At 72.9% G+C, this 19,676-nt stretch carries 15 protein-coding genes, 1 pseudogene and 1 riboswitch; of the genes and pseudogenes, 1 reads left to right on the top strand and 15 read right to left on the bottom strand.

What is annotated here, in order from left to right:
• Window positions 1–111 precede the first annotated feature (111 nt).
• The 14 genes from V9U70_RS16560 to V9U70_RS30610 all read right to left on the bottom strand — a co-directional run bounded on the left by V9U70_RS16560 (window position 112) and on the right by V9U70_RS30610 (window position 15,462).
• Window positions 112–1,416 carry a cyclopropane-fatty-acyl-phospholipid synthase family protein gene (locus V9U70_RS16560; protein WP_336676016.1) on the bottom strand — a complete coding sequence of 435 codons (1,305 nt, stop codon included), beginning with the start codon at window positions 1,414–1,416 and terminating at the stop codon, window positions 112–114.
• Window positions 1,417–1,742: 326 nt separating this feature from the next.
• Window positions 1,743–3,128, bottom strand: a complete 1,386-nt coding sequence (locus V9U70_RS16555) for an NAD(P)/FAD-dependent oxidoreductase (RefSeq protein WP_103532092.1) — start codon at window positions 3,126–3,128, stop codon at window positions 1,743–1,745.
• Window positions 3,129–3,597: 469 nt separating this feature from the next.
• Window positions 3,598–4,542 (bottom strand): Ppx/GppA phosphatase family protein, encoded by a 945-nt coding sequence (locus V9U70_RS16550; protein ID WP_336676011.1) that lies wholly within the window; start codon window positions 4,540–4,542, stop codon window positions 3,598–3,600.
• The gene (locus tag V9U70_RS16545) at window positions 4,539–5,153 is read right to left on the bottom strand and encodes a DUF501 domain-containing protein (protein WP_336676009.1); all 615 of its coding nucleotides are present in this window, start codon (window positions 5,151–5,153) and stop codon (window positions 4,539–4,541) included. Before V9U70_RS16545 ends, V9U70_RS16550 begins: the two co-directional genes overlap by 4 nt.
• A gap of 52 nt (window positions 5,154–5,205) precedes the next feature.
• Window positions 5,206–5,676, bottom strand: coding sequence for an FtsB family cell division protein (locus tag V9U70_RS16540; protein WP_336676008.1), 471 nt, complete (start codon window positions 5,674–5,676; stop codon window positions 5,206–5,208).
• Window positions 5,677–5,781: 105 nt separating this feature from the next.
• On the bottom strand, window positions 5,782–7,062 hold the full coding sequence (gene eno, locus V9U70_RS16535) for a phosphopyruvate hydratase (RefSeq protein WP_336676007.1): 1,281 nt from the start codon (window positions 7,060–7,062) through the stop codon (window positions 5,782–5,784).
• 320 nt (window positions 7,063–7,382) lie between these two features.
• Window positions 7,383–8,114, bottom strand: a complete 732-nt coding sequence (locus V9U70_RS16530; RefSeq protein ID WP_336676005.1) for a transglycosylase family protein — start codon at window positions 8,112–8,114, stop codon at window positions 7,383–7,385.
• A 5-nt stretch (window positions 8,115–8,119) separates the two neighbouring features.
• Window positions 8,120–8,302, bottom strand: a riboswitch (cyclic di-AMP (ydaO/yuaA leader).
• 291 nt (window positions 8,303–8,593) lie between these two features.
• Complete coding sequence (locus V9U70_RS16525; protein ID WP_336676004.1) at window positions 8,594–9,679, bottom strand: transglycosylase family protein; 1,086 nt, start codon at window positions 9,677–9,679, stop codon at window positions 8,594–8,596.
• Between the two features lie 173 nt (window positions 9,680–9,852).
• Window positions 9,853–11,271: a cytochrome P450 family protein gene (locus tag V9U70_RS16520; RefSeq protein ID WP_336676003.1), complete on the bottom strand. Its 1,419-nt coding sequence runs from the start codon at window positions 11,269–11,271 to the stop codon at window positions 9,853–9,855.
• Between the two features lie 125 nt (window positions 11,272–11,396).
• Window positions 11,397–12,371 (bottom strand): nucleoside triphosphate pyrophosphohydrolase, encoded by a 975-nt coding sequence (locus tag V9U70_RS16515; RefSeq protein WP_336676001.1) that lies wholly within the window; start codon window positions 12,369–12,371, stop codon window positions 11,397–11,399.
• Window positions 12,372–12,454: 83 nt separating this feature from the next.
• Complete coding sequence (locus tag V9U70_RS16510; protein WP_336676000.1) at window positions 12,455–13,111, bottom strand: SurA N-terminal domain-containing protein; 657 nt, start codon at window positions 13,109–13,111, stop codon at window positions 12,455–12,457.
• 202 nt (window positions 13,112–13,313) lie between these two features.
• Complete coding sequence (locus V9U70_RS16505; protein WP_336675998.1) at window positions 13,314–14,060, bottom strand: N-acetyltransferase; 747 nt, start codon at window positions 14,058–14,060, stop codon at window positions 13,314–13,316.
• A gap of 149 nt (window positions 14,061–14,209) precedes the next feature.
• A complete protein-coding gene (locus tag V9U70_RS16500) occupies window positions 14,210–14,989 on the bottom strand; it encodes an HNH endonuclease family protein (protein ID WP_336675996.1) in 780 nt (259 codons plus the stop codon).
• The gene (locus V9U70_RS30610; RefSeq protein ID WP_419723988.1) at window positions 14,986–15,462 is read right to left on the bottom strand and encodes a helix-turn-helix domain-containing protein; all 477 of its coding nucleotides are present in this window, start codon (window positions 15,460–15,462) and stop codon (window positions 14,986–14,988) included. Before V9U70_RS30610 ends, V9U70_RS16500 begins: the two co-directional genes overlap by 4 nt.
• On the opposite strand from V9U70_RS30610, the pseudogene V9U70_RS16490 reads away from it, so the two are divergent.
• Window positions 15,364–15,902: pseudogene (locus V9U70_RS16490) on the top strand (TetR/AcrR family transcriptional regulator); the annotation flags it as partial. The gene V9U70_RS30610 and the pseudogene V9U70_RS16490 sit on opposite strands and share 99 nt — an antisense overlap.
• Window positions 15,903–15,932: 30 nt before the next feature.
• On the opposite strand, the gene mfd reads toward V9U70_RS16490, so the two are convergent.
• Window positions 15,933–19,466, bottom strand: coding sequence for a transcription-repair coupling factor (gene mfd, locus V9U70_RS16485; RefSeq protein ID WP_336675994.1), 3,534 nt, complete (start codon window positions 19,464–19,466; stop codon window positions 15,933–15,935).
• Window positions 19,467–19,676 lie beyond the last annotated feature (210 nt).

Genomic DNA, 19,676 nt, shown 5'->3' with positions numbered 1-19,676 from the left:
GCTCCCGGGGCCGAAGGGACGACGAGGGGCCGGCGCACCGCCGCGACAGCGGGTGCGGCGGCCCCTCGCCCGTCCTCCCCGCCCGGGCCGGGCGGGCGAGTGACCGTACGGTCAGTCGCCCGCCGCCTCGGTCCAGGCACGGGCCCGCAGCGGCAGCCGGGAGCCGCCGTCCGCAGCCGGCCGCACCGCGAGGATCTGGTTGACGCCGATCCTGTTGTGCTCGAAGGAGAGCGCGGACGCGGCCATGTACAGCCGCCAGACCCTGGCCCGGCCCGGTGAGGCGGCGCGCACCGCCTCCTCCCAGTTCCGCTCCAGGTTGGCCACCCAGCGGCGCAGGGTCAGCGCGTAGTGCTCGCGGAGCGCCTCGACGTCCCGGGCCTCGAACCCGGCCTCCTCCAGGGTGGCCAGGGTGCGGCCGACCGGGGCCAGTTCGCCGTCGGGGAAGACGTACGCGTCGATGAACGGGTCGATCCGGTAGGCCGTTTCGTCCCTCTCCGGCCGGCGGGCGATCTGGTGGTTCAGCAGTCGGCCGCCGGGCTTCAGGAGGGCGTAGAGGTCGTCGGCGTACTCCCGGTAGCGGACCGACCCGACATGCTCGGCCATGCCGATCGAGGAGATGGCGTCGTACGGTCCGTCGCGGACGTCCCGGTAGTCCTGCACGCGGATCTCGATCCGGTCGGTCAGGCCCTCCTGAGCGATCCGCTTCCGGGCGTGGGCGGCCTGTTCCCAGGAGAGGGTGATGCCGGTGACCTGCGCCCCGTACACGCGGGCGGCGTGCATGGCCATCGAGCCCCAGCCGCAGCCGACGTCCAGGAGCCGGTCGCCCTCCTTCAGGGCGAGCTTGCGGCAGACCAGGTCGAGCTTGTCGCGCTGGGCCTCCTCCAGGGTTCCGCCGTCCTGCCAGTAGGCGCAGGAGTAGACCATGGACGGCCCCAGGACCAGGGCGTAGAAGTCGTTGCCGACGTCGTAGTGGTGGCTGATGGCCTCTTTGTCGCGGCGTCTGGTGTGCAGCGGACCGGTGCGGCGGCGCACCTCCTCCGCGGGCGGGGCCGGGGGCGGCCAGGGGCCCGCCAGGGCGAGCAGGCCGCGGCCGAAGGCGCGGACCTCGGGGTCGCGGACCGGGTGGACGGCGTCCTTGGCGTCGGCGCCGCGGTCCCACAGGAGGCCGGCCAGCCGGTCGAGCACCTCGTACAGGTCGCCCTCGACGTCGATCTCCCCGGCCACCCAGGCGCGGGCCAGGCCCAGCTCGCCCGGCTTCCACAGGAGTCGGCGCAGCGCACGGCGGTCCCTGATCACCAGGACCGGGGCGCCGGGCGGCCCCGATTCGCTGCCGTCCCAGGCCCGGACGCGGACCGGGAAGGGTTCCGAGAGCAACGTCTCGGCGAGAGCGGTCAGCCGCGACGCGGCTTCTGCCATGGCGCACACCTCCGTGGTGGTGTTTCCCCGATAAGCACGATGCACAGACATGCCCGTAGCCCACCGCGACACCCCGGTGCCGCGGCGAGGTACGTCCGCGTCAACTCTCCCCGCACACTCCGTCATCCCGCTACCGGGCAAGGAAACGGCAAAGCGGAGGCGGGGGGCGAGAACCGGCCATGCGCCCCCGCACGGGCCCCCGGCGCGGACCGGTGCCGGGAACCCCGAAGGGGCCGTCCGCACCACGGATGGCGGACGGCCCCTTCGGGATCGTGCGGAGTGCTCCGGCGGACCGGGGCACGGCCTCGGGGAGGCCGGCGGAGGTGCTAGGAGGCCTTGGCCTTCTCGCCCTCCGACTTGGCGGCGGCCGGAGCCGGAGCAGGCTTGGCGGCCTCGTAGAACTCCTCGCGCGGAGTCTCCATGGCGCCGAGCGAGACGACCTCGCGCTTGAGGAACATCGCCAGCGTCCAGTCGGCGAAGATCCGGATCTTGCGGTTCCAGGTCGGCATCGCCATGCCGTGGTAACCACGGTGCATGTACCAGGCGAGACGGCCCTTGAGCTTGATCTTCACCTTGCCCATGACGATCATCGCGACGCCCTTGTGCAGGCCGAGACCGGCGACCGCACCCTTGTTGGCGTGGCTGTACTCCTTCTGCGGGAAGCCGCGCATCCCGGAGATGACGTTGTCGCCGAGGACCTTCGCCTGACGCAGCGCGTGCTGGGCGTTGGGCGGGCACCAGGCGTTCGGGTTGCCGGCGCGGCGGCCGACCATGTCCGGCACCTGGGCGTTGTCGCCCGCGGCCCAGATGTAGTCGGTGCCCTGCACCTGGAGCTTCTCGGAGGTGTCCACGTGGCCGCGGGGGCCGAGCGGCAGGCCGAAACGGGCCAGTGCCGGGTTCGGCTTCACACCGGCGGTCCACACGATCGTGCTGGAGTCGACCTCCAGTCCGTTCTTGAGCACCACGTGGCCGTCGACGCAGGAGTCCATCGAGGTGGAGAGGTAGATCTCCACGCCGCGGCTCTCCAGGTGCTCCTTGCCGTAGGCGCCCAGCTTCGGGCCGACCTCGGGAAGGATCTTGTCGGCGGCGTCGACGAGGATGAAGCGCATGTCCTCGCGCTTCACGTTGGTGTAGTACTTCGCGGCGTCGCGGGCCATGTCCTCGACCTCGCCGATGGTCTCCGCGCCGGCGAAGCCGCCGCCCACGAAGACGAACGTGAGCGCCTTGCGGCGGACGTCCTCGTCGGTCGTGGAGTCGGCCTTGTCGAGCTGCTCCAGGACGTGGTTGCGCAGGCCGATGGACTCCTCGATGCCCTTCATGCCGATGCCCTGCTCGGCGAGGCCGGGGATCGGGAAGGTACGGGAGACCGCGCCCATCGCGATGACCAGGTAGTCGAAGGGCAGCTCGTAGGCCTCGCCGACGAGCGGCGCGACGGTGGCGACCTTGCGGTCCTGGTCGATGGTCGTGACCCGGCCGGTGAGAACCTCGGCCTTGGGCAGCACGCGTCGCAGCGGGACGACGACATGCCGAGGCGAGATGCTGCCTGCGGCAGCTTCGGGGAGGAAGGGCTGGTACGTCATGTACGACCGCGGGTCGACGACCGTGACGGTCGCCTCCCCGTACCGCATCTTCTTCAGAATGCGACGAGCTGCGTACAGGCCTACGTACCCACCGCCTACAACGAGGATCCTGGGACGCTCCGTGGTGCTCATGCCATCGAGTATCCACCCCGCCCCGGGGGGTACCTCGTGAGCCCCTTCACAAGGATGGTTCCCCCCTCTGCTACACTTCGCCGCCCGCGTGACCCAGGTCATGGGCCGGGAGGGGAACCACACCACCGTGGAAAACGTTGTTCACCGCTTGTGAGCTGGCCCTTGACCGCCGAACCGGGGACCGGCCACCGCCGCGTCGCCCGCGCCGGCTCCGAGCGACCTCCGTGCGCCAGGCCGACTGCGCGACCTCCCGAGCGCCCCTCAGGGCCCCCGCGGGCCCGAACTTCGCCCTCCAGGGGGCGATTCCTTGTGAAGAAGTTCACGAACTTACTCGTGGCGCGCCGACGCCGGGGGTCGCCGATCGCCCCGCTGAGCCCGCCCACCACTCAAAGGTGCAGGTGACAGTGCGATTGAGCGGGAGCCCCCAGGGGTGATCGACGCGCCCCTGGGGCCCTGCGGGGCGTGCGGGTCAGCCGGCCGCGCTCCAGGCGATCCCGTCGAGGATGTCGTGCTCGCTGACCACGACCTCCTGGGCCCCGGTCCGCTCCATCACGGCGAGCAGGACGAGCGCTCCGGCGCCGATCACGTCGACCCGGCCCGGGTGCATCGCGCCGATCGCCGCCCGCTCGTCGTGCGTCGAGGTCAGGAGCCGCTCGGTGATCGCCCGGACCCGGCCGAGCGGGACCCGCGCGTGGTGGATGGCCTCGGAGTCGTACTCCGCGAGGTCCAGGGCGATCGCGGCGATCGTCGTGACGGTGCCGGCGAGGCCGACGAGGCTGCCGGCGCCGGTCAGCGGCACGGTGCGCTCCGCGACGTCGAGGGCGGCCTCGACGTCCGCGCGGATGGCGGCGATCCGTTCGGGCGTCGGCGGGTCCACCACGGCCCCGTCCGCCGTCAGATGACGCTCGGTCATCCGGACGCAGCCGATGTCCACGGAGCGGGCCGCCTCGACCGTCTCCGAGCCGAGGACGAACTCGGTGGAACCGCCGCCGATGTCGACGACCAGGTACGGCTTGGCCACGCCGTCGCCGCCGGCCAGCTCCTTGGTCGCCCCGGCGAAGGAGAGATGGGCCTCCTGGTCGCCGGTGACCACCTCGGGCTCGACGCCCAGGATGTCCAGCACGCCGGCCACGAACTCGGCGGCGTTCTCCGCGTCGCGGGATGCGGAGGTGGCGACGAAGCGGACGCGTTCTGCGCCCAGTTCGGCGATGACGGCGGCGTACTCCCGGCAGGCGGCGAAGGTCCGCTCCAGCGCCTCGGGGGCGAGCCGGCCGGTCCTGTCCACGCCCTGGCCGAGGCGGACGATCGTCATCCGCCGGTCCAGCTCGGCGAAGGCGCCCGTGGCGGGGTCCACGTCGGCGACGAGCAGCCGGATGGAGTTGGTGCCGCAGTCGACGGCGGCGACCCGCGTCACGCGTCCCGTCCCTCGGCGGGTCCGTCGAGGGGGCGGGCGGCGAAGTGTCCGCCGTCGCTCTCGTCCACCGTCCACCCCGCACTCGCCGCCGGAGCCCCGCACGGCGCGACGCACGGGCCCTTGGCCCACCACTCGGGCAGCATCGCGATGGCCTCGTCGCCCAGCGGGTTCACCCCGGGCCCTGCGGCCAGCGAGTGGCCGACGAGGACGTGCAGACACTTCACCCGGTCCGGCATGCCGCCCGCGCTCGGGAAGCCCTCCAGGACCTCGATGGCGTCGCGACGGGCGAGGTAGTCCTCGTGCGCGGCACGGTAGGCGGCGGCCAGCTCCGGGTCCGCCTCCAGCCGGGCGGTCATCTCCTTCATCACGCCGTTGGCCTCCAGCGTCCCGATCGCAGAGGCCGCCCGGGGGCAGGTCAGGTAGTACGTCGTCGGGAACGGCGTGCCGTCCTCCAGACGGGGCTGGGTCTCCACCACGTCCGGGTTGCCGCACGGGCAGCGGTGCGCGATGGCCCGCAGGCCGCGCGGCGGGCGGCCGAGCTGCTGCTCGAACGCGGCGATGTCCGCGTCGGTGGGCCGGGTGGACTCGGTCTGCGGAGGGGGCGTTTCCATGCCTGCCTTGGTTCTGCTCGGTAGCTCACCGGAGGGGAGCTGCGGTCTTCGGTCAGTCGCGGTCGGCGCTGTCGACGCCGTCCCAGAGGTTCGCGTGCCAGGGGCGGTCGCTCGCGCCCGGCTCCGCACGGCGGTCCTCGGCCGCGTCGGGGTCGGCCACGGTGTAGCCGACCTCCCCGGGGAGCACGTAGTGGAGGTGGCGGCGGGCCAGGCGCATGATGTACGCGTCGTCCTGGAGCCGCGCCTTCTCGTCCCGGAGCTCCTCGGTGCGCCGCTCGGCCTGCTGCGAGAGCCTCTCCTGCTCGGCGATCTCCTCGCGTTGGGAGACGTACTGCCGCATCGGATAGGCGAGCGCCACCACCATGGAGCAGACGATCAGCGCCAGGAACGCGGCCCGGCCGGTGAGCCGGGAGCGGCGGTCCTGGCGGCGGCTCTGCGAGCGGTACACCCGGGCCGCGGTCTGCTCGCCGAGCAGCCGCAGCCTGGTCGCGGTGGAGAACCGGTCGCGGTTCCTCCCGGCCATGTCACCCGCCTCCCCGTTACGCACGTCCGTCCCCGCACACGGTACGGGACCGGGTGCGGGGACGGACGGAGGCTCTGCCCTCGGCCCGGGACGGGCCGGGGGGCGTCAGCCCTTGAAGCGCGGGAAGGCGGAGCGGCCCGCGTACACCGCGGCGTCGTCGAGGATCTCCTCGATGCGCAGCAGCTGGTTGTACTTGGCGACGCGGTCCGAGCGGGCCGGGGCGCCGGTCTTGATCTGACCGCAGTTCACGGCGACGGCGAGGTCGGCGATGGTGACGTCCTCGGTCTCACCGGAGCGGTGCGACATCATGCACTTGAAGCCGTTGCGCTGGGCGAGCTCGACGGCGTCCAGGGTCTCCGTCAGCGAGCCGATCTGGTTGACCTTGACGAGCAGGGCGTTGGCGGAGCCCTCCTCGATGCCGCGGGCCAGGCGCTCGGGGTTGGTGACGAAGAGGTCGTCGCCGACGATCTGGACCCTGGCGCCGATCTGGTCGGTGATGACCTTCCAGCCGGCCCAGTCGTCCTCGTACAGCGGGTCCTCGATGGAGACCAGCGGGTAGGCCGAGACGAGCTCCGCGTAGTACTCGGTCATCTCGGCGGCCGAGCGGGACTTGCCCTCGAACTCGTAGACGCCGTCCTTGTAGAACTCGGACGCGGCGACGTCGAGCGCGAGCGCGATGTCGCGGCCCGGGACGTAACCGGCCTCCTTGATGGCCTCGACGATGAGGTCCAGGGCGGCTCGGTTGGACTCCAGGTTCGGGGCGAAGCCGCCCTCGTCGCCGAGTCCGGTGGACAGGCCCTTGGCCTTGAGGACCTTCTTCAGGGTGTGGTAGACCTCCGCGCCCCAGCGCAGGGCCTCGGAGAAGGACTCCGCGCCGATCGGCGCGATCATGAACTCCTGGATGTCCACGTTGGAGTCGGCGTGCGAGCCGCCGTTCAGGATGTTCATCATCGGAACGGGCAGCAGGTGCGCGTTCGGGCCGCCGAGGTAGCGGAAGAGCGGGAGGTCGGACGCCTCGGAGGCGGCGTGCGCGACGGCGAGCGAGACACCGAGGATGGCGTTCGCGCCGAGCGAGGCCTTGTTCTCGGTGGCGTCCAGGTCGAACATCGCCTGGTCGATGAGGCGCTGCTCGGTGGCGTCGTAGCCGACGAGCTCCGGGCCGATCTGCTCGATGACGGCGAGGACGGCCTTCTCGACGCCCTTGCCCATGTAGCGGTTGGGGTCGCCGTCGCGAAGCTCGATGGCCTCGAACGCACCGGTGGAGGCGCCGGACGGAACAGCAGCACGGCCCGTGCTGCCGTCGTCGAGGCCAACCTCGACCTCGACCGTGGGGTTGCCCCGGGAGTCGAGGATTTCCCTGGCAACGACGACGTCGATGGACGGCACGAGGCATCTCCTTCTGGGATCTGACACTGGTTGTGCAGGGTCACTGTGGCCTTGCGACACGAGCCTAACCGGCCGGACCGTCTCCGTCGGCCGACCGCCCGTCTCCTGGGACGAAAAAGGACTCAAGAGTCTGCATCACGGACAAATCTCTCGAAATCTACTGACCGGTAATGACAAGAGGTGAACGGACGCCCGCTCGTTCCCGCCCGGTGCGCGCACAGCCCCGGCCCGGTGCGCACGGGGGAGAGCGCACCGGGCCGGGGGGCCGTGCGAGGGAGGAGGCCGCCGGACCCCCTCCCTCCGGGGAGGAGAGACGTCGGTTACTTCAGGTGGAGCTGCTGACCCGGGAAGATCAGGTCCGCGTTCTCGACGATGTCGTCGTTGAGCTCGAAGAGCTTGCTCCAGCCGCCCTTGACGCCTTCCTGCTGAGCGATGCTGCTCAGGGTGTCGCCGGACTCGACCTTGTACTCGCCGTCGCCCTTCTGGACCTTCCCGCCGGTCGGGGTGGTGACGGTCTTGCCGCTCTCGGCCTTCTTGCTCTCGGCCTTGGGTGCGGTGCGCTGCTCGCTGCGCGTGGTGGGCTGCTCGGCGCGGCGCTCGGGCTGCGCCTGCTCGGGCTTGCTCTCGGGCTTGCTCTCGGCCTGGCCGGAGCCGGTGTTCACACCCGGGTCCACACCGTCGTCGGTGAGACCGCCGGCGCCGGCGCAGGCCCACGCGCCCGGGCCCTGCATGTCGAGGAGCTTCTCCGCGGTGGCGATCTGCTGGTCCTTGGAGGCCAGGTCGGCGCGCGGGGCGTACTGCGTACCGCCGGCGGCGGCCCAGCTGGACTGCGAGAACTGCAGCCCGCCGTAGTAGCCGTTGCCGGTGTTGATGGACCAGTTGCCGCCGGACTCGCACTGGGCGACGGCGTCCCAGGTGGCGACGGAGGCGGCGGAGGCGTTGGTCGCGCCCATCAGCGGGACGGCGACGGCGGCGCCGGCGACACCCGCCATGGTGGCGATGCGGACGGCCTTGGAGGGGCGGCGGTGCTTGCCCTTGCTGTTCAGCAGCATGGAACGGATCTCCTCACCGACGCCTACGAGGTGAGCTGTCGGGTTCGGGCTGATGAGTTGCCCGGACGCATGACCTTGCACGCGTCTTCACCCCAAGCCGTCCCCGTCCGTCCCCGTCCTTCGACGAGGCCGTCCGGACCCGGCGGCCTACCTGGGTCCCCCGCTCCTGCCTACGGCGCTTTACGCGTCTGTTCCCCTCGGCCGCCGGCAGGATTCGGCGTGACGGTCGACGGGGCCCGCGGTGCGAGCAGTTACGACCGTAAACACAGGCAACCCCGACATTCAAAGATGGACATACAGAACAATCGCCGCTTAGCGCACGGCCCTGACGGATCGTTTCCGCAGGTCGGAGGCGATGTGCGCGGACCAGGCGGACGCCGCGCGCCAGTTGAAGCAAAGAGACCCATGTCTCACTTACACAAAAGTGGACATAGGCCTCTGAACTGCCCGGGATTTTCGGGGTGTTCTCCCGAAATGGATCAGTTGTCGGCGGGCTCCTCCGCGCCGTCGCGCGCTGTCGGCCCCGAACCTTGCACGCCGTCTTGGTCCAGGCCCTGACCAAGGCCGAGATCCAGACTCTGGCCGGGCAGGATCAGGTCCGGGTCGGAGCCGATGAGGCCCTTGTTCGTCTCGTACAGGCCGGCCCAGCCCTCGGGGAGTTCCTGGGCGTCAGCGATCGACCAGAGGTTGTCCCCGGCCCGCACGGTGTAGTCGCCGGCGACGGCCGCGCCGCCGTCCCGCGCGGCGCCCTCGCCCCGTGAGGCGTGCCGGCCGGACTCGCGGAGGCCGTCCTCCCGGCCCGCCGCCCCGGCCTCTTCCGGCGCGGGAGCGCCCCGGTGCTTGCCGCCCGCCGAGGCGTCAGGGGCCGTGGAGGGTTGCGAGGCTCCGGGGGCCGCCCCGGAGGCGGGCGGGGCGGTGGGCGCGGACGGGGCGTCGGCGGCCGCGCCCCTCCTCTCCGTACGGCTGACCCCGTCGGACTCGGAGCCGTCGCCCCGCTCGCCCGTCGCGACGCCGTCCGCGCCGCCGGACGGGTCGGGGGCGGGGTCCGCGTCCGCCTGCCCGGAGGCGTCGGGCGTGGGCGTCGGGTCCGCCTTCCCGGGCGCGTCCGCCTCGTCGACGGGGGCGGCGCCCTCCTCGCCCGCCGGGGCGTCGGACGGCGTGGCCCCCGGATCGACGCCGGGCAGGCCGCCGTCCGCCGCGAGGCCGGAGATCACGGCGCAGCCGGGCCACGCGCCGGGCCCCTGGTCGTCCAGGATCTTCTCGGCCACGGCGATCTGCTGCGAGCGGCTGGCGAGGTCCGCGCGGGGCGCGTAGTCCGTGCCGCCGTACGTCGACCAGGTCTCCTGCGAGAACTGGAGCCCGCCGTAGAAGCCGTTGCCGAGGTCGGCGCTCCACATGCCGCCGCTCTCGCACTCCGCCACCCGGTCCCAGGTCGTGGCCTCGGCCGCGTGTGCGCCGCTCGCGCCGAGCAGCGGGATGGCGATGGCCGATCCCGTCACCCCCGCGGCGACGACGATGGCGGGTGCCTGGCGAGGGCGGCGGTGTCGGCCGTTCGCGGAGCCCATGGGTATGCCTTCCGTGCGACTGACGAGCGAGTACCCGCTGCCGCGCACGGCGTCACACGCGTGCGTCGGTCCGCAGGTGACGCACGGACGACGGGCGCCCGACGCGTCGAACGGTGAACCTAGCGGGACTCGAACGGGTGTCACAAGTCGATGCAGCGCAGATCACGTGAAAGTCACAGAGTTGACGGCCTGTCACTTTCCGTGCTGCGGCGGCCCGGCTCGAACTCGACCGGCAGCGTCCGCAGTCCGCGCATGATGAGACCGCCGCGCCACCGCAAATCGGCAGGTTCTGCCGCAAGTCGCAGGCCCGGGAGCCTCCGCAGCAGCGTGGCGAGCGCGGCCTGCCCCTCCAGTCGGGCCAGCGGCGCCCCCAGGCAGTAGTGGACGCCGTGCCCGTATCCGAGGTGCTGATTGTCACGCCGGGACAGGTCGAGGGTGTCCGGGTCCGCGAACCGCTCCGGGTCCCGGTCGGCGGCGGCCAGCACCACCAGGACGGGGTCCCCCGCGGCGATCTCCCGCCCGCCCAGCGTCAGCGGCTCGGTCGCGTACCGCCAGGTCGCCAGCTCCACCGGCCCGTCGAACCGCAGCAGCTCCTCGATCCCGGTCTCCAGCAGCCCGCTCTGCCCCGCCTCCAGGGAGGCTTCGAGCCGGGCGCGCTGCTCGGGGTGGCGCAGCAGGGCGTAGGTACCGTTGCCGATCAGGTTCACCGTCGTCTCGAAGCCGGCGAACAGCAGGATGAAGGCCATCGCGGCGGCTTCGTTCTCCGTGAGGTGCTCGCCGTGGTCACTGGCCCGGATCAGCCCGGAGATGAGGTCGTCACCCGGGTTCTCCCGCTTGCGGTGGATGAGTTCGGCGAGGTAGCCGCGCATCTTCTTCACCGACCGGGCGACCCCGCCGCGGGGCCCGCCGCCGTGCCGGATCATCATGCCCGCCCAGTCCCGGAAGTCGTCCTGGTCCTCGCGCGGGACGCCGAGCAGGTCGCAGATGGCGTAGATGGGGAGCGGGAAGGCCAGGTCGTGGATCAGGTCGGCCTTCCCCTCCTCGACGAAGTCGTCGATGAGCCGGTCCGTCAGCTCCTGCACGCGGGGGGCGAACTCCGCGACCCGGCGGGGAGTGAACGCCTTGGAGACGAGCCGGCGCAGCCGGGTGTGGTCCGGCGGGTCGATGTTGAGCAGATGCGTCATCAGCTCCGCCTTGCGCTCCCCCGGGATGCCCGTCTTGCCCTTGGCGTGCGGGGACTCGGCGTGGTGGGCGGGGTTCTTCGAGAGCCGCGCGTCGGCGAGCGCCTGCCTGGCGTCCCCGTACCGGGTCACGAGCCAGGCCTCGACCCCGCTGGGCAGGGCGGTGCGGTGCACGGGGCTGTGCTCCCGGAGCCAGGCGTACGCGGGATACGGGTCGGTGGCGAACTCCCAGGTGAAGAGCTCGGGGGCAGGGGCCTGCGGGGCTCTGACGCTGTGCGGGCAGGCAGCCGGGGCGGAGGCGTCGTGGGGGTGCGGGGGCGTGGCGGGGGCGTCGGCGGGGCGTGGGGGCGTGGCGGGGGCGTCGGCGGGGCGTGGGGGCGTGGCGGGGGCGTCGGCGGGGCTGTCGTTCACTCCACGACGGTATCGGTCGGGACTTCCCAGACATCCCGCAGCTCCTCGGCGTCTTGACGGGCCGGCGCGTTGCCGGACGCGGCCCTCCTGTCCGGCCAGAACAACGCGCGCGACCAGGACACCCCCTAACCCGCGTCGCGCTCCGCCGCCAGGATCGCGTCGCGGTAGACGCGGGCCGCCGCGCGCAGGGCGGCCTCCGGGTCGGCGCCGTCGGCCTCTGCGGCCACGGCGAGGGCGAGGAGTTCGTAGCCGATGGTGTCGCCTTCGGGGAGGGGGACGTCGAGCCCGGCGGACCGCACACGGCTCGCGAGCTTCGCGGCGAGGGCCAGGCCGGGCTGGCCGAGGGGGACGCCCTCGGTGACCGAGGTGCGCTGCTTCTCGATCGCCTTGGTGCGCAGCCAGTGCGCCTGCACGTCCTGCGGGGTCTCGGCGCTCTCGTCGCCGAAGACGTGCGGGTGGCGGTGGATCAGCTTCTCGACGAGGCCGCCCGCGACGTCGTCGACGGCGAAGGGCTCCTCGGGGTGCTCCTCCGCGATGCGCGCGTGGAAGACGACCTGGAGCAGCACGTCGCCGAGCTCCTCGCGCAGTTCGTCCCGGTCGCCGTCCTCGATCGCCTCGACCAGCTCGTACGCCTCCTCGATGGCGTACTTGGCGAGGCCCCGGTGGGTCTTCTGCGAGGTCCACGGACACACGCGGCGAATCCGGTCCATGACCTGGACCAGGTCCAGCAGGCGGGCGCCCGGCAGGTCGTAGGAGCCGGGGAGCAGTTCCAGGTCCGGCATCCGCACCCGGCCCGAGCCGCCCAGGCGGGCCAGGCCGTCGGTGAGCGGGGCGTCGCCCTCGCCGCCGGCCAGGACGACGACGCTCCGGCCGCCCGCGCAGGCGTCGACGAGTTCGCCGGCCGACAGGGCGGCGTGCTCGACGCGGACGCCGGCCTCGCGGAGGTAGGGCAGCTGCGGGTGGTCCGGGTCGGCGCACAGGACCCGGTCCGCCGCGTGCAGCGTCTGCCAGGCCGGCCAGGAGAGCAGTCCGGGCGCGACCCGGTGGCTGGCGGTGAGCAGGACGATGCGGCCGGGGTCACCGGGGGCTTCAGCGTTCACCCCGCGAACCTACCCGGTCCCCCGAGGGGCCCGGGCTCCCCCCTGCGAGCGGGGGCGGGTCCCGGGCGACGCCGGTCGACGGCTCAGGCGTCCGTCCGGGCGCCCTGCGGCGTGACGTCGGTGACCTGGGTGATCCAGGGCGCGGTGTACTCGCCGAGCTGCATCTTCTGGTCGTCCCAGGCGCCGAAGCGCGGGTTGACGTCGATGTCGAGCGCCTTCGACGCCTCGGTCAGCGCCTCGCCGACGACCTGCTGTCCGGCGGGGGTGCCGAGGTCGGCGCCGAGCGCCTCCGCGAGCTTGGGCAACTGGACCTCCTGCCGCATGTCGGCGTCGATCTGGTCCGGGGCGACCCAGCGCTGCTGGAGCATCATCGACGCCAGCTGCTCCTCGCCGCCGTACTGGGCGCGGCTGGCCAGCCGCATCTCTTGGACCTCCTTGCGGGAGACCGTGACGCCGGCGTCCTCCGCGGCCCGGTCGACGATGCGGCTGAAGATCATGCCGTGCAGCTTGGCGCGGGTGAGCTGGCCAGACTGGTTCACCAGCTGGGTGGCCTGCGGAGAGCTCTCCTGAGCGCTGCGGACGTCCGCGGCACGTGCCTGGACCGCCGACACCTCGATCCGCTCGCCGCCCACGACGGCCGCGGCACCGGGGTGGGCCTGGTTGCCGCAGGCCGAGAGGAGCGGCGCCGCGACGAGAGTCGCGGCGAGGACGGAGAGGGCGGTGCGACGACGGCGGTGCAAAGGAGCCTCCCGGGGAGAGTTTGTGCATCGGTGCACAAAGCCTTGCGGTGATCGATGTTAGGCAGTGGTGGTGGCCTGTGCCACTGATTCGACCAACGATTCGGGAGGAGTCGGGGATGTGCCCGGAGATGTGCGGGTGTGGCCGGCCGCGCCGGACGCCCCCGCTCCGCAGGACCGCCGCCCCGCACTCGCGGTCCCGGCGTCACACCTGGTGGCGCACCCAGACGTTCGGCTCGGTGTAGACCGCGTACCCGTGGGCCGGCGCGCAGTGCACCGGGACGAGGGCCCCCGGCACCACCACCGGGCCGTCGGCGTCGAACGGCATCCCGGTCCACTCCCGCCACTGCGCGAGCGATCCGCTCACGGTCATCGACGCGGGGGCGACCGAATCCACCGTCCCGCCCGCGCGGACGTGGACCCGCAGCCACGGGTCCTCGGGAAGCCCGTCCTGGGGGCGGGTGAGCCGTGCGTACTCCTCCATCGGCACCGCGGGCCGCAGGTGCTTGCCGCTCGGCCGGACCGGGGCGACGACCTCGTGGAAGCCGAGCCGCCCGGCGTTGGCGCGCATCGCGGCGAGCATCCGGCCGGAGATGCCCCTGCCCTGCTGCCCGGTGGCCACGGTGACCTCGATCGCGCCCACGGTGTCCGGCGTCCGCCCGCGCCGCAGGTCCGAGAACGCCCAGAGCAGCAGCCGGTCCCAGCCGTCGGCGGGCAGCTTCCCGCGTCCGGGGGCGTCCAGCCGGAAGGGGACGCTGTAGGCGCGGGCGACCACGACGCCGTCGGGGTCGGTGGCGACCAGCACGTACTGCGGGAACTCGACGGCGATGCGCGGGAAGTGCGCCCAGCCGACGAGGTCCTCCAGGAGGAAGCCCGGCCAGGTGTCCGGCATCCGGTCGAGGGCGTCCACGAGTTCGGGGCGCTCGGCGAGCGTGGTGATGTTCAGCTCCATCCGGCCGACCCTAACCAGGTGCGCCCCGCCTCGACCAGGGCTTTTCGACGGCAGAGCCGGTCCGTACGGCCGGGCCGTGGCACGGCCCCCGGCGACTGCCGGTCGTGCCCGCGCCCGCCGGGCGCAGCCGGAAGCGGCCCGCTCCCGGCTCAGCCCGCGCACTGGGCGAGCATGACCTGCTTGTCGGCGGTCGTGACGGGGAGGGCGTACTTCACTGAGACCTGGGCGAACCGCACCGCGTAGGAGCAGCGGACCGGCTTGTACGGCGGCAGCCAGGAGGCGGGGCCGGAGTCCCGCTTGGCGTTGTTGGCCGGGCCGTCCACCGGGAGCAGATTGAGCGGGTCGTTGGCTATCCGCTGCCGCTTCGCCTCGCTCCAGTGGGCCGCCCCCATCTGCCAGGTGTAGGACAGCGGCATCACGTGGTCGATCTGCACCTCCGTCGCCCGCTCCTTGCGCCAGGCGATGGTCCTGCCCGTGTAGGGGTCCTTGAGCGTCAGGGACATCACCACGCAGTCGGAGCCCGAGCGGTGCTCGATGTCCTTGCCGTCCCGGGCGAGGAGGTCGTTGCGGGTGTCGCAGCCGTTCCGGGCGAGCGGGATGCCGTCCGTCCGGTCCTTCCAGGCGGACCCGAACTCAGCCCGCTCGTACCCGGTCTTCGGGCCGCGCCCCTTCGTGGCCACCTTCTCGATGAGCCGGCGCGCCTCGGCCCGGTCCGCCGGCGAGGTGAGGGGCGCCAGGCCCGGCTTCGTACCGTCGGGGTTGTCCAGCGGGCTGACGCCGAACTCCCGCGCGGCCCCCGCGCCGGCGTCCGCCCCACCGCTCGCGCCGCCGCCTTCGGCCGCCAGGTCGCCGACGTCGCAGCCGGCAAGGGCGAGGAGGAGGGCGCTCAGCGCCGGCAGGGCCGCTCGGTGCGTACGGGTTGGTATCACGTGGTGCCGTCCTGACGGGGAGAGAGCCGGGCCCCGGGAATCCTACGGGGCTCCTCCGCGCCGGGGCCGCCCTCGCGACCGCCCTTCAGCGGCGGCCCGAACGGGCCGTGCGGCGGGTCTCGCCCCTTCCCGATGCCGAGGGTGTTCTCCACCGGCGGCATCCCCGAGCCGATGACCTCCAGCCAGGGCCCTTCCGGCAGTTCCGCCAGCCGCTCGCACCCCGTCTCCCCCAGGGCTCGCCACGGCGCGGCGGCCTCCTCGTCGGTGTGCAGCTCCGCCTTCGCGCGCAGCTCGCGCCCCGTGTCGGTGGCCGTGCCGTCCGCCGCCGGCAGCCCGCGCTCCTGGAGCCGCCGCCGGCCCGCGCCCCACTCCTCCTGGACGCCGCCCTCGACGTCATCACGACGAACGGCGCCGGGGCCGGGGCCGGGGCCCTGAGCCTGCGCGACCTGGCCCGGCGGGCCGACGTCTCGCACGCCGCTCCGGCGCACCGCTTCGGGGACCGCACGGGCCTGCTGACCGCCGTGGCCGCCGAGGGATACGCCCTGTTCGCGGACGCGCTGTCCGGCGCGCCGGACCTCCGGGAGCGGGGAGTCGCGTACGTGCGGTTCGCGGCGAGGCGCCCCGGCCACTTCCAGGTGCTGTTCCAGCCGCACTCCATCGCACCGACGACCCGGACCTGCTGACCGCCCGGTCCCGGGCGACCGAGGCACTGCGCGCGGGCGTGGCGGACCTTCCGCCGACCGGCCGGGGCGAGGACGGCCGCCTGGCGGGGGTGGCCGCCTGGTCCCTGGGCCACGGCTTCGCGACCCTGCTGCTCAGCGGCGACCTGGCCGAGGCGATGGAGGGCCGGGACCCGGAGGAGGCGTTCGGGTCTCTCACCGGACTGATCTTCGCGCCGGGGCCGGGGGACGGCGGCTGGTCCGCCGCCCCCGGGGGTCGTCGGTTACGACCCCAGAATCGTCGTCAGGAACTCCCCCGTCCACGCCAGCAGTTCGCGCCCGATGACCGGCTTGCCGCCGATCTTCCCGGCCGTCGGGCGCGGGACCAGGATCTGGTGGGCGGCTGGCTTGATCACCGTCTTGGGGTGCAGGCGCTTCAGGCGCAGCTCCTGCGACTCGCGCAACTCCACTGGCGCGAAACGGATGTTGGAGCCCTGGAGGACGATCTCGCCGACGCCGCAGGCGCGGGCCAGCATCCGCAGGCCGGCCACCAGCAGGAGGTTCTCGACCGGTTCGGGCAGGGGGCCGTAGCGGTCGGTCAGCTCCTCGCGGACCGCGCGGATGTCGTCCTCCGAGGAGGCCGAGGCGATGGCACGGTAGGCCTGGAGGCGCAGCCGCTCGCCGGGGGCGTAGTCGTGCGGGACGTGCGCGTCGACCGGCAGCTCGATCTTGACCTCCAGCGGCGGCTCCTCCTGCGCGCCGCCCTCCATCTGGGCCCGGTAGTCGGCCACCGCTTCGCCGACCATGCGGACGTACAGGTCGAAGCCGACGCCCGCGATGTGACCGGACTGCTCGCCGCCCAGGAGGTTGCCCGCGCCGCGGATCTCCAGGTCCTTCATGGCCACGTACATGCCCGCCCCCATCTCGGTGTGCTGCGCGATGGTGGCGAGGCGCTCGTGGGCGGTCTCGGTGAGGGGCTTCTCCGGCGGGTAGAGGAAGTAGGCGTAACCGCGGTCCCGGCCACGGCCCACCCGGCCGCGCAGCTGGTGGAGCTGGGAGAGCCCGAAGTTGTCCCCCCGCTCCACGATCAGGGTGTTGGCGTTGGAGATGTCGATGCCGGACTCGACGATGGTCGTGGAGACCAGCACGTCGAACTTCTTCTCCCAGAAGTCCACCACCACCTGTTCCAGTGCCTGTTCGGACATCTGCCCGTGTGCCGTGGCGATCCGCGCCTCCGGGACGATCTCGCGCAGGCGGGCGGCGGCCCGGTCGATGGACTCGACCCGGTTGTGGATGTAGAAGACCTGCCCCTCGCGCAGCAGTTCGCGGCGGACCGCCGCGCCGATCTGCTTCTCCTCGTACGGTCCGACGAAGGTGAGGACCGGGTGGCGCTCCTCCGGCGGGGTGGTGATCGTGGACATCTCGCGGATGCCCGTCACCGCCATCTCGAGCGTACGGGGGATGGGCGTCGCGGACATCGTCAGCACGTCCACGTTGGCGCGGAGCTTCTTCAGCTGCTCCTTGTGCTCGACGCCGAAGCGCTGCTCCTCGTCCACGACGACCAGCCCGAGGTCCTTGAACTTCGTCTCGGAGGAGAACAGGCGGTGGGTGCCGATGACCAGGTCGACGGACCCCTCCTTCAGCCCTTCGAGGGTGGCCCTGGACTCCGCCTCCGACTGGAAGCGGCTCAACGCCCTCACGTTGACGGGAAACTGGGCGTAGCGCTCGGTGAAGGTGCCGTAGTGCTGCTGGACGAGGAGGGTCGTCGGCACGAGCACGGCCACCTGCTTGCCGTCCTGGACCGCCTTGAAGGCCGCCCTGACCGCGATCTCCGTCTTGCCGTAGCCGACGTCGCCGCAGACCAGCCGGTCCATCGGGACCGTCTTCTCCATGTCCTCCTTGACCTCGGCGATCGTGGAGAGCTGGTCGGGCGTCTCCGCGTACGGGAAGGCGTCCTCCAGCTCCCGCTGCCAGGGGGTGTCCGCGCCGAAGGCGTGGCCGGGGGCCGCCATCCGGGCGGAGTAGAGCTTGATCAGGTCGGCGGCGATCTCCTTGACCGCCTTCTTCGCCCGCTGCTTCGTCTTCGTCCAGTCCGCGCCGCCGAGCCGGTGCAGCGTCGGGGCCTCACCGCCGACGTACTTGGTGACCTGCTCCAGCTGGTCGGTGGGGATGTACAGCCGGTCGCCCGGCTGGCCGCGCTTGGCGGGGGCGTACTCGACGAGGAGGTACTCGCGGGTCGCGCCCTGGACCGTGCGCTGCACCATCTCCACGTACCGGCCCACACCGTGCTGCTCGTGGACGATGTAGTCGCCGACCTCCAGGGTCAGCGGGTCGATCGTCTTCCTGCGGCGGGCCGGCATCCGGCCCAGGTCCTTGGTGGCGGAGCGCTGGCCGGTCAGGTCGGTCTCTGTGAGCACGGCGAGCTTCAGCGCCGGGTCGACGAAGCCCTGGTCGATGGCCCCGCAGGAGACGTGGACCAGGGAGGGCGTGATGTCGCTCAGGTCCGGGTCCAGGCGCGCGGCGATGCCCTCGCCGCTCAGCACCTCGACCGTGCGGGCGGCGAGGCCCTGGCCCTCGGTGACGTAGACCGTGCGCCAGCCGTCGGCCAGCCAGCCCTTGGTGTCGGCCAGGGCGCGGGCGGTGTCGCCCCGGTACGCCTCCGGGGCGTGCATGGAGAGCTGGAGGGTGTCGTCGTCGTGGTCGGCCGCGTCGGCGGCGAACGGCGAGAAGGACCACCACATCATCCCCAGCTCGCGGGCCCTGTCCCGGACGTCCGCGATGCCCCACAGCGAGGCCGCGCCCACGTCGATCGGGGCCTCGCCGCCGCCCGCGCTCGCCGCCCACGACGCCTGGAGGAACTCCTGGCTGGTGGCGACCAGGTCGGCCGCCCGGGTGCGGACCCGCTCCGGGTCGCAGACCAGTGCCATCGCGTCCTTCGGCAGGACGTCCAGCAGCAGTTCCATGTCGTCGACCAGGACCGGGGCCAGCGACTCCATGCCCTCGACCGCGATGCCCTCCGCGATCTTGCCGAGCAGTTCGCCCAGCTCCGGGTGGGCCTCGGCGAGGACCGCCGCCCGCTCCCGCACCTGGTCGGTCAGCAGCAGCTCCCGGCAGGGCGGCGCCCACAGCCCGTGCGCGGCGACCTCGAGGGACCGCTGGTCGGCGATCTTGAAGTAGCGGATCTCCTCGACGTCGTCGCCCCAGAACTCCACCCGAAGGGGGTGCTCCTCGGTCGGCGGGAAGACGTCCAGGATGCCGCCGCGGACGGCGAACTCGCCCCGCTTCTCGACCAGTTCGACCCGCGCGTAGGCGGCGGCCGCCAGGGCGTCCACCACTGCGCCCAAGTCCGCGCTCTGTCCGCTGCTCAGGGCTACGGGCTCCAGCTCGCCGAGCCCCTTGACCTGCGGCTGGAGCACGGAGCGGATGGGCGCGACGACCACCGAGACCGGGCCCGTCTCCGGGTCGTCCGCGCGCGGGTGGGCCAGCCGCCGCAGCACGGCGAGGCGGCGGCCCACGGTGTCGGAGCGGGGCGAGAGCCGCTCGTGCGGCAGGGTCTCCCAGGACGGGAACTCCGCCACGGTGTCCGGCGGCAGCAGCGTGCGCAGCGCGGCCGCCAGGTCCTCGGCCTCCCGGCCGGTCGCGGTGACGGCCAGCACGGTCCGGCCGGTGCGCCGGGCCAGGGCGGCCACGGCGAAGGGGCGGGCGCCGGGCGGGCCCACCAGATCGACGTGGCTCCGGTGCCCGTCCCCGGCGGCCTTCACCGCCTCGGCGAGGGCCGGGTCCGTAACGACGACATCCAGCAGACCGTGCAGACTCATGGGTTTTCCGTCCGGGTGATCAGGTGTTCTCAGCATCCGGCTGCTGCCGGGGGCAACGCGAAGGACCCGACACGTGGGACGGGCCGGGGGTTCCAGCGTACGACCCTGGGGTGCTCGCCGCGTCCGGAACCGGCGGGCCGCCGGGCCCTCCCGCACGCGCGCCACCGCCTCCGCGGACCCGCGGGGAGCCTCGCGCGCACGGGGTACGCG

The organism is Streptomyces pratensis, from assembly GCF_037137275.1.
GTDB classification, from domain to species: domain Bacteria; phylum Actinomycetota; class Actinomycetes; order Streptomycetales; family Streptomycetaceae; genus Streptomyces; species Streptomyces pratensis_B.
Note: the sequence above shows the minus strand (reverse complement) of the source record. Positions and strands in the feature narration are given on the sequence as shown.

What these genes read in the sequence shown, in the direction of transcription:
- V9U70_RS16560 (WP_336676016.1), bottom strand. Translation starts at nt 1,416, where the DNA reads ATGGCAGAAGCCGCGTCGCGGCTGACCGCTCTCGCCGAGACGTTGCTC.
- V9U70_RS16555 (WP_103532092.1), bottom strand. Translation starts at nt 3,128, where the DNA reads ATGAGCACCACGGAGCGTCCCAGGATCCTCGTTGTAGGCGGTGGGTAC.
- V9U70_RS16545 (WP_336676009.1), bottom strand. Translation starts at nt 5,153, where the DNA reads ATGGAAACGCCCCCTCCGCAGACCGAGTCCACCCGGCCCACCGACGCG.
- V9U70_RS16540 (WP_336676008.1), bottom strand. Translation starts at nt 5,676, where the DNA reads ATGGCCGGGAGGAACCGCGACCGGTTCTCCACCGCGACCAGGCTGCGG.
- V9U70_RS16530 (WP_336676005.1), bottom strand. Translation starts at nt 8,114, where the DNA reads ATGCTGCTGAACAGCAAGGGCAAGCACCGCCGCCCCTCCAAGGCCGTC.
- V9U70_RS16525 (WP_336676004.1), bottom strand. Translation starts at nt 9,679, where the DNA reads ATGGGCTCCGCGAACGGCCGACACCGCCGCCCTCGCCAGGCACCCGCC.
- V9U70_RS16505 (WP_336675998.1), bottom strand. Translation starts at nt 14,060, where the DNA reads ATGGAGCTGAACATCACCACGCTCGCCGAGCGCCCCGAACTCGTGGAC.
- mfd (WP_336675994.1), bottom strand. Translation starts at nt 19,466, where the DNA reads ATGAGTCTGCACGGTCTGCTGGATGTCGTCGTTACGGACCCGGCCCTC.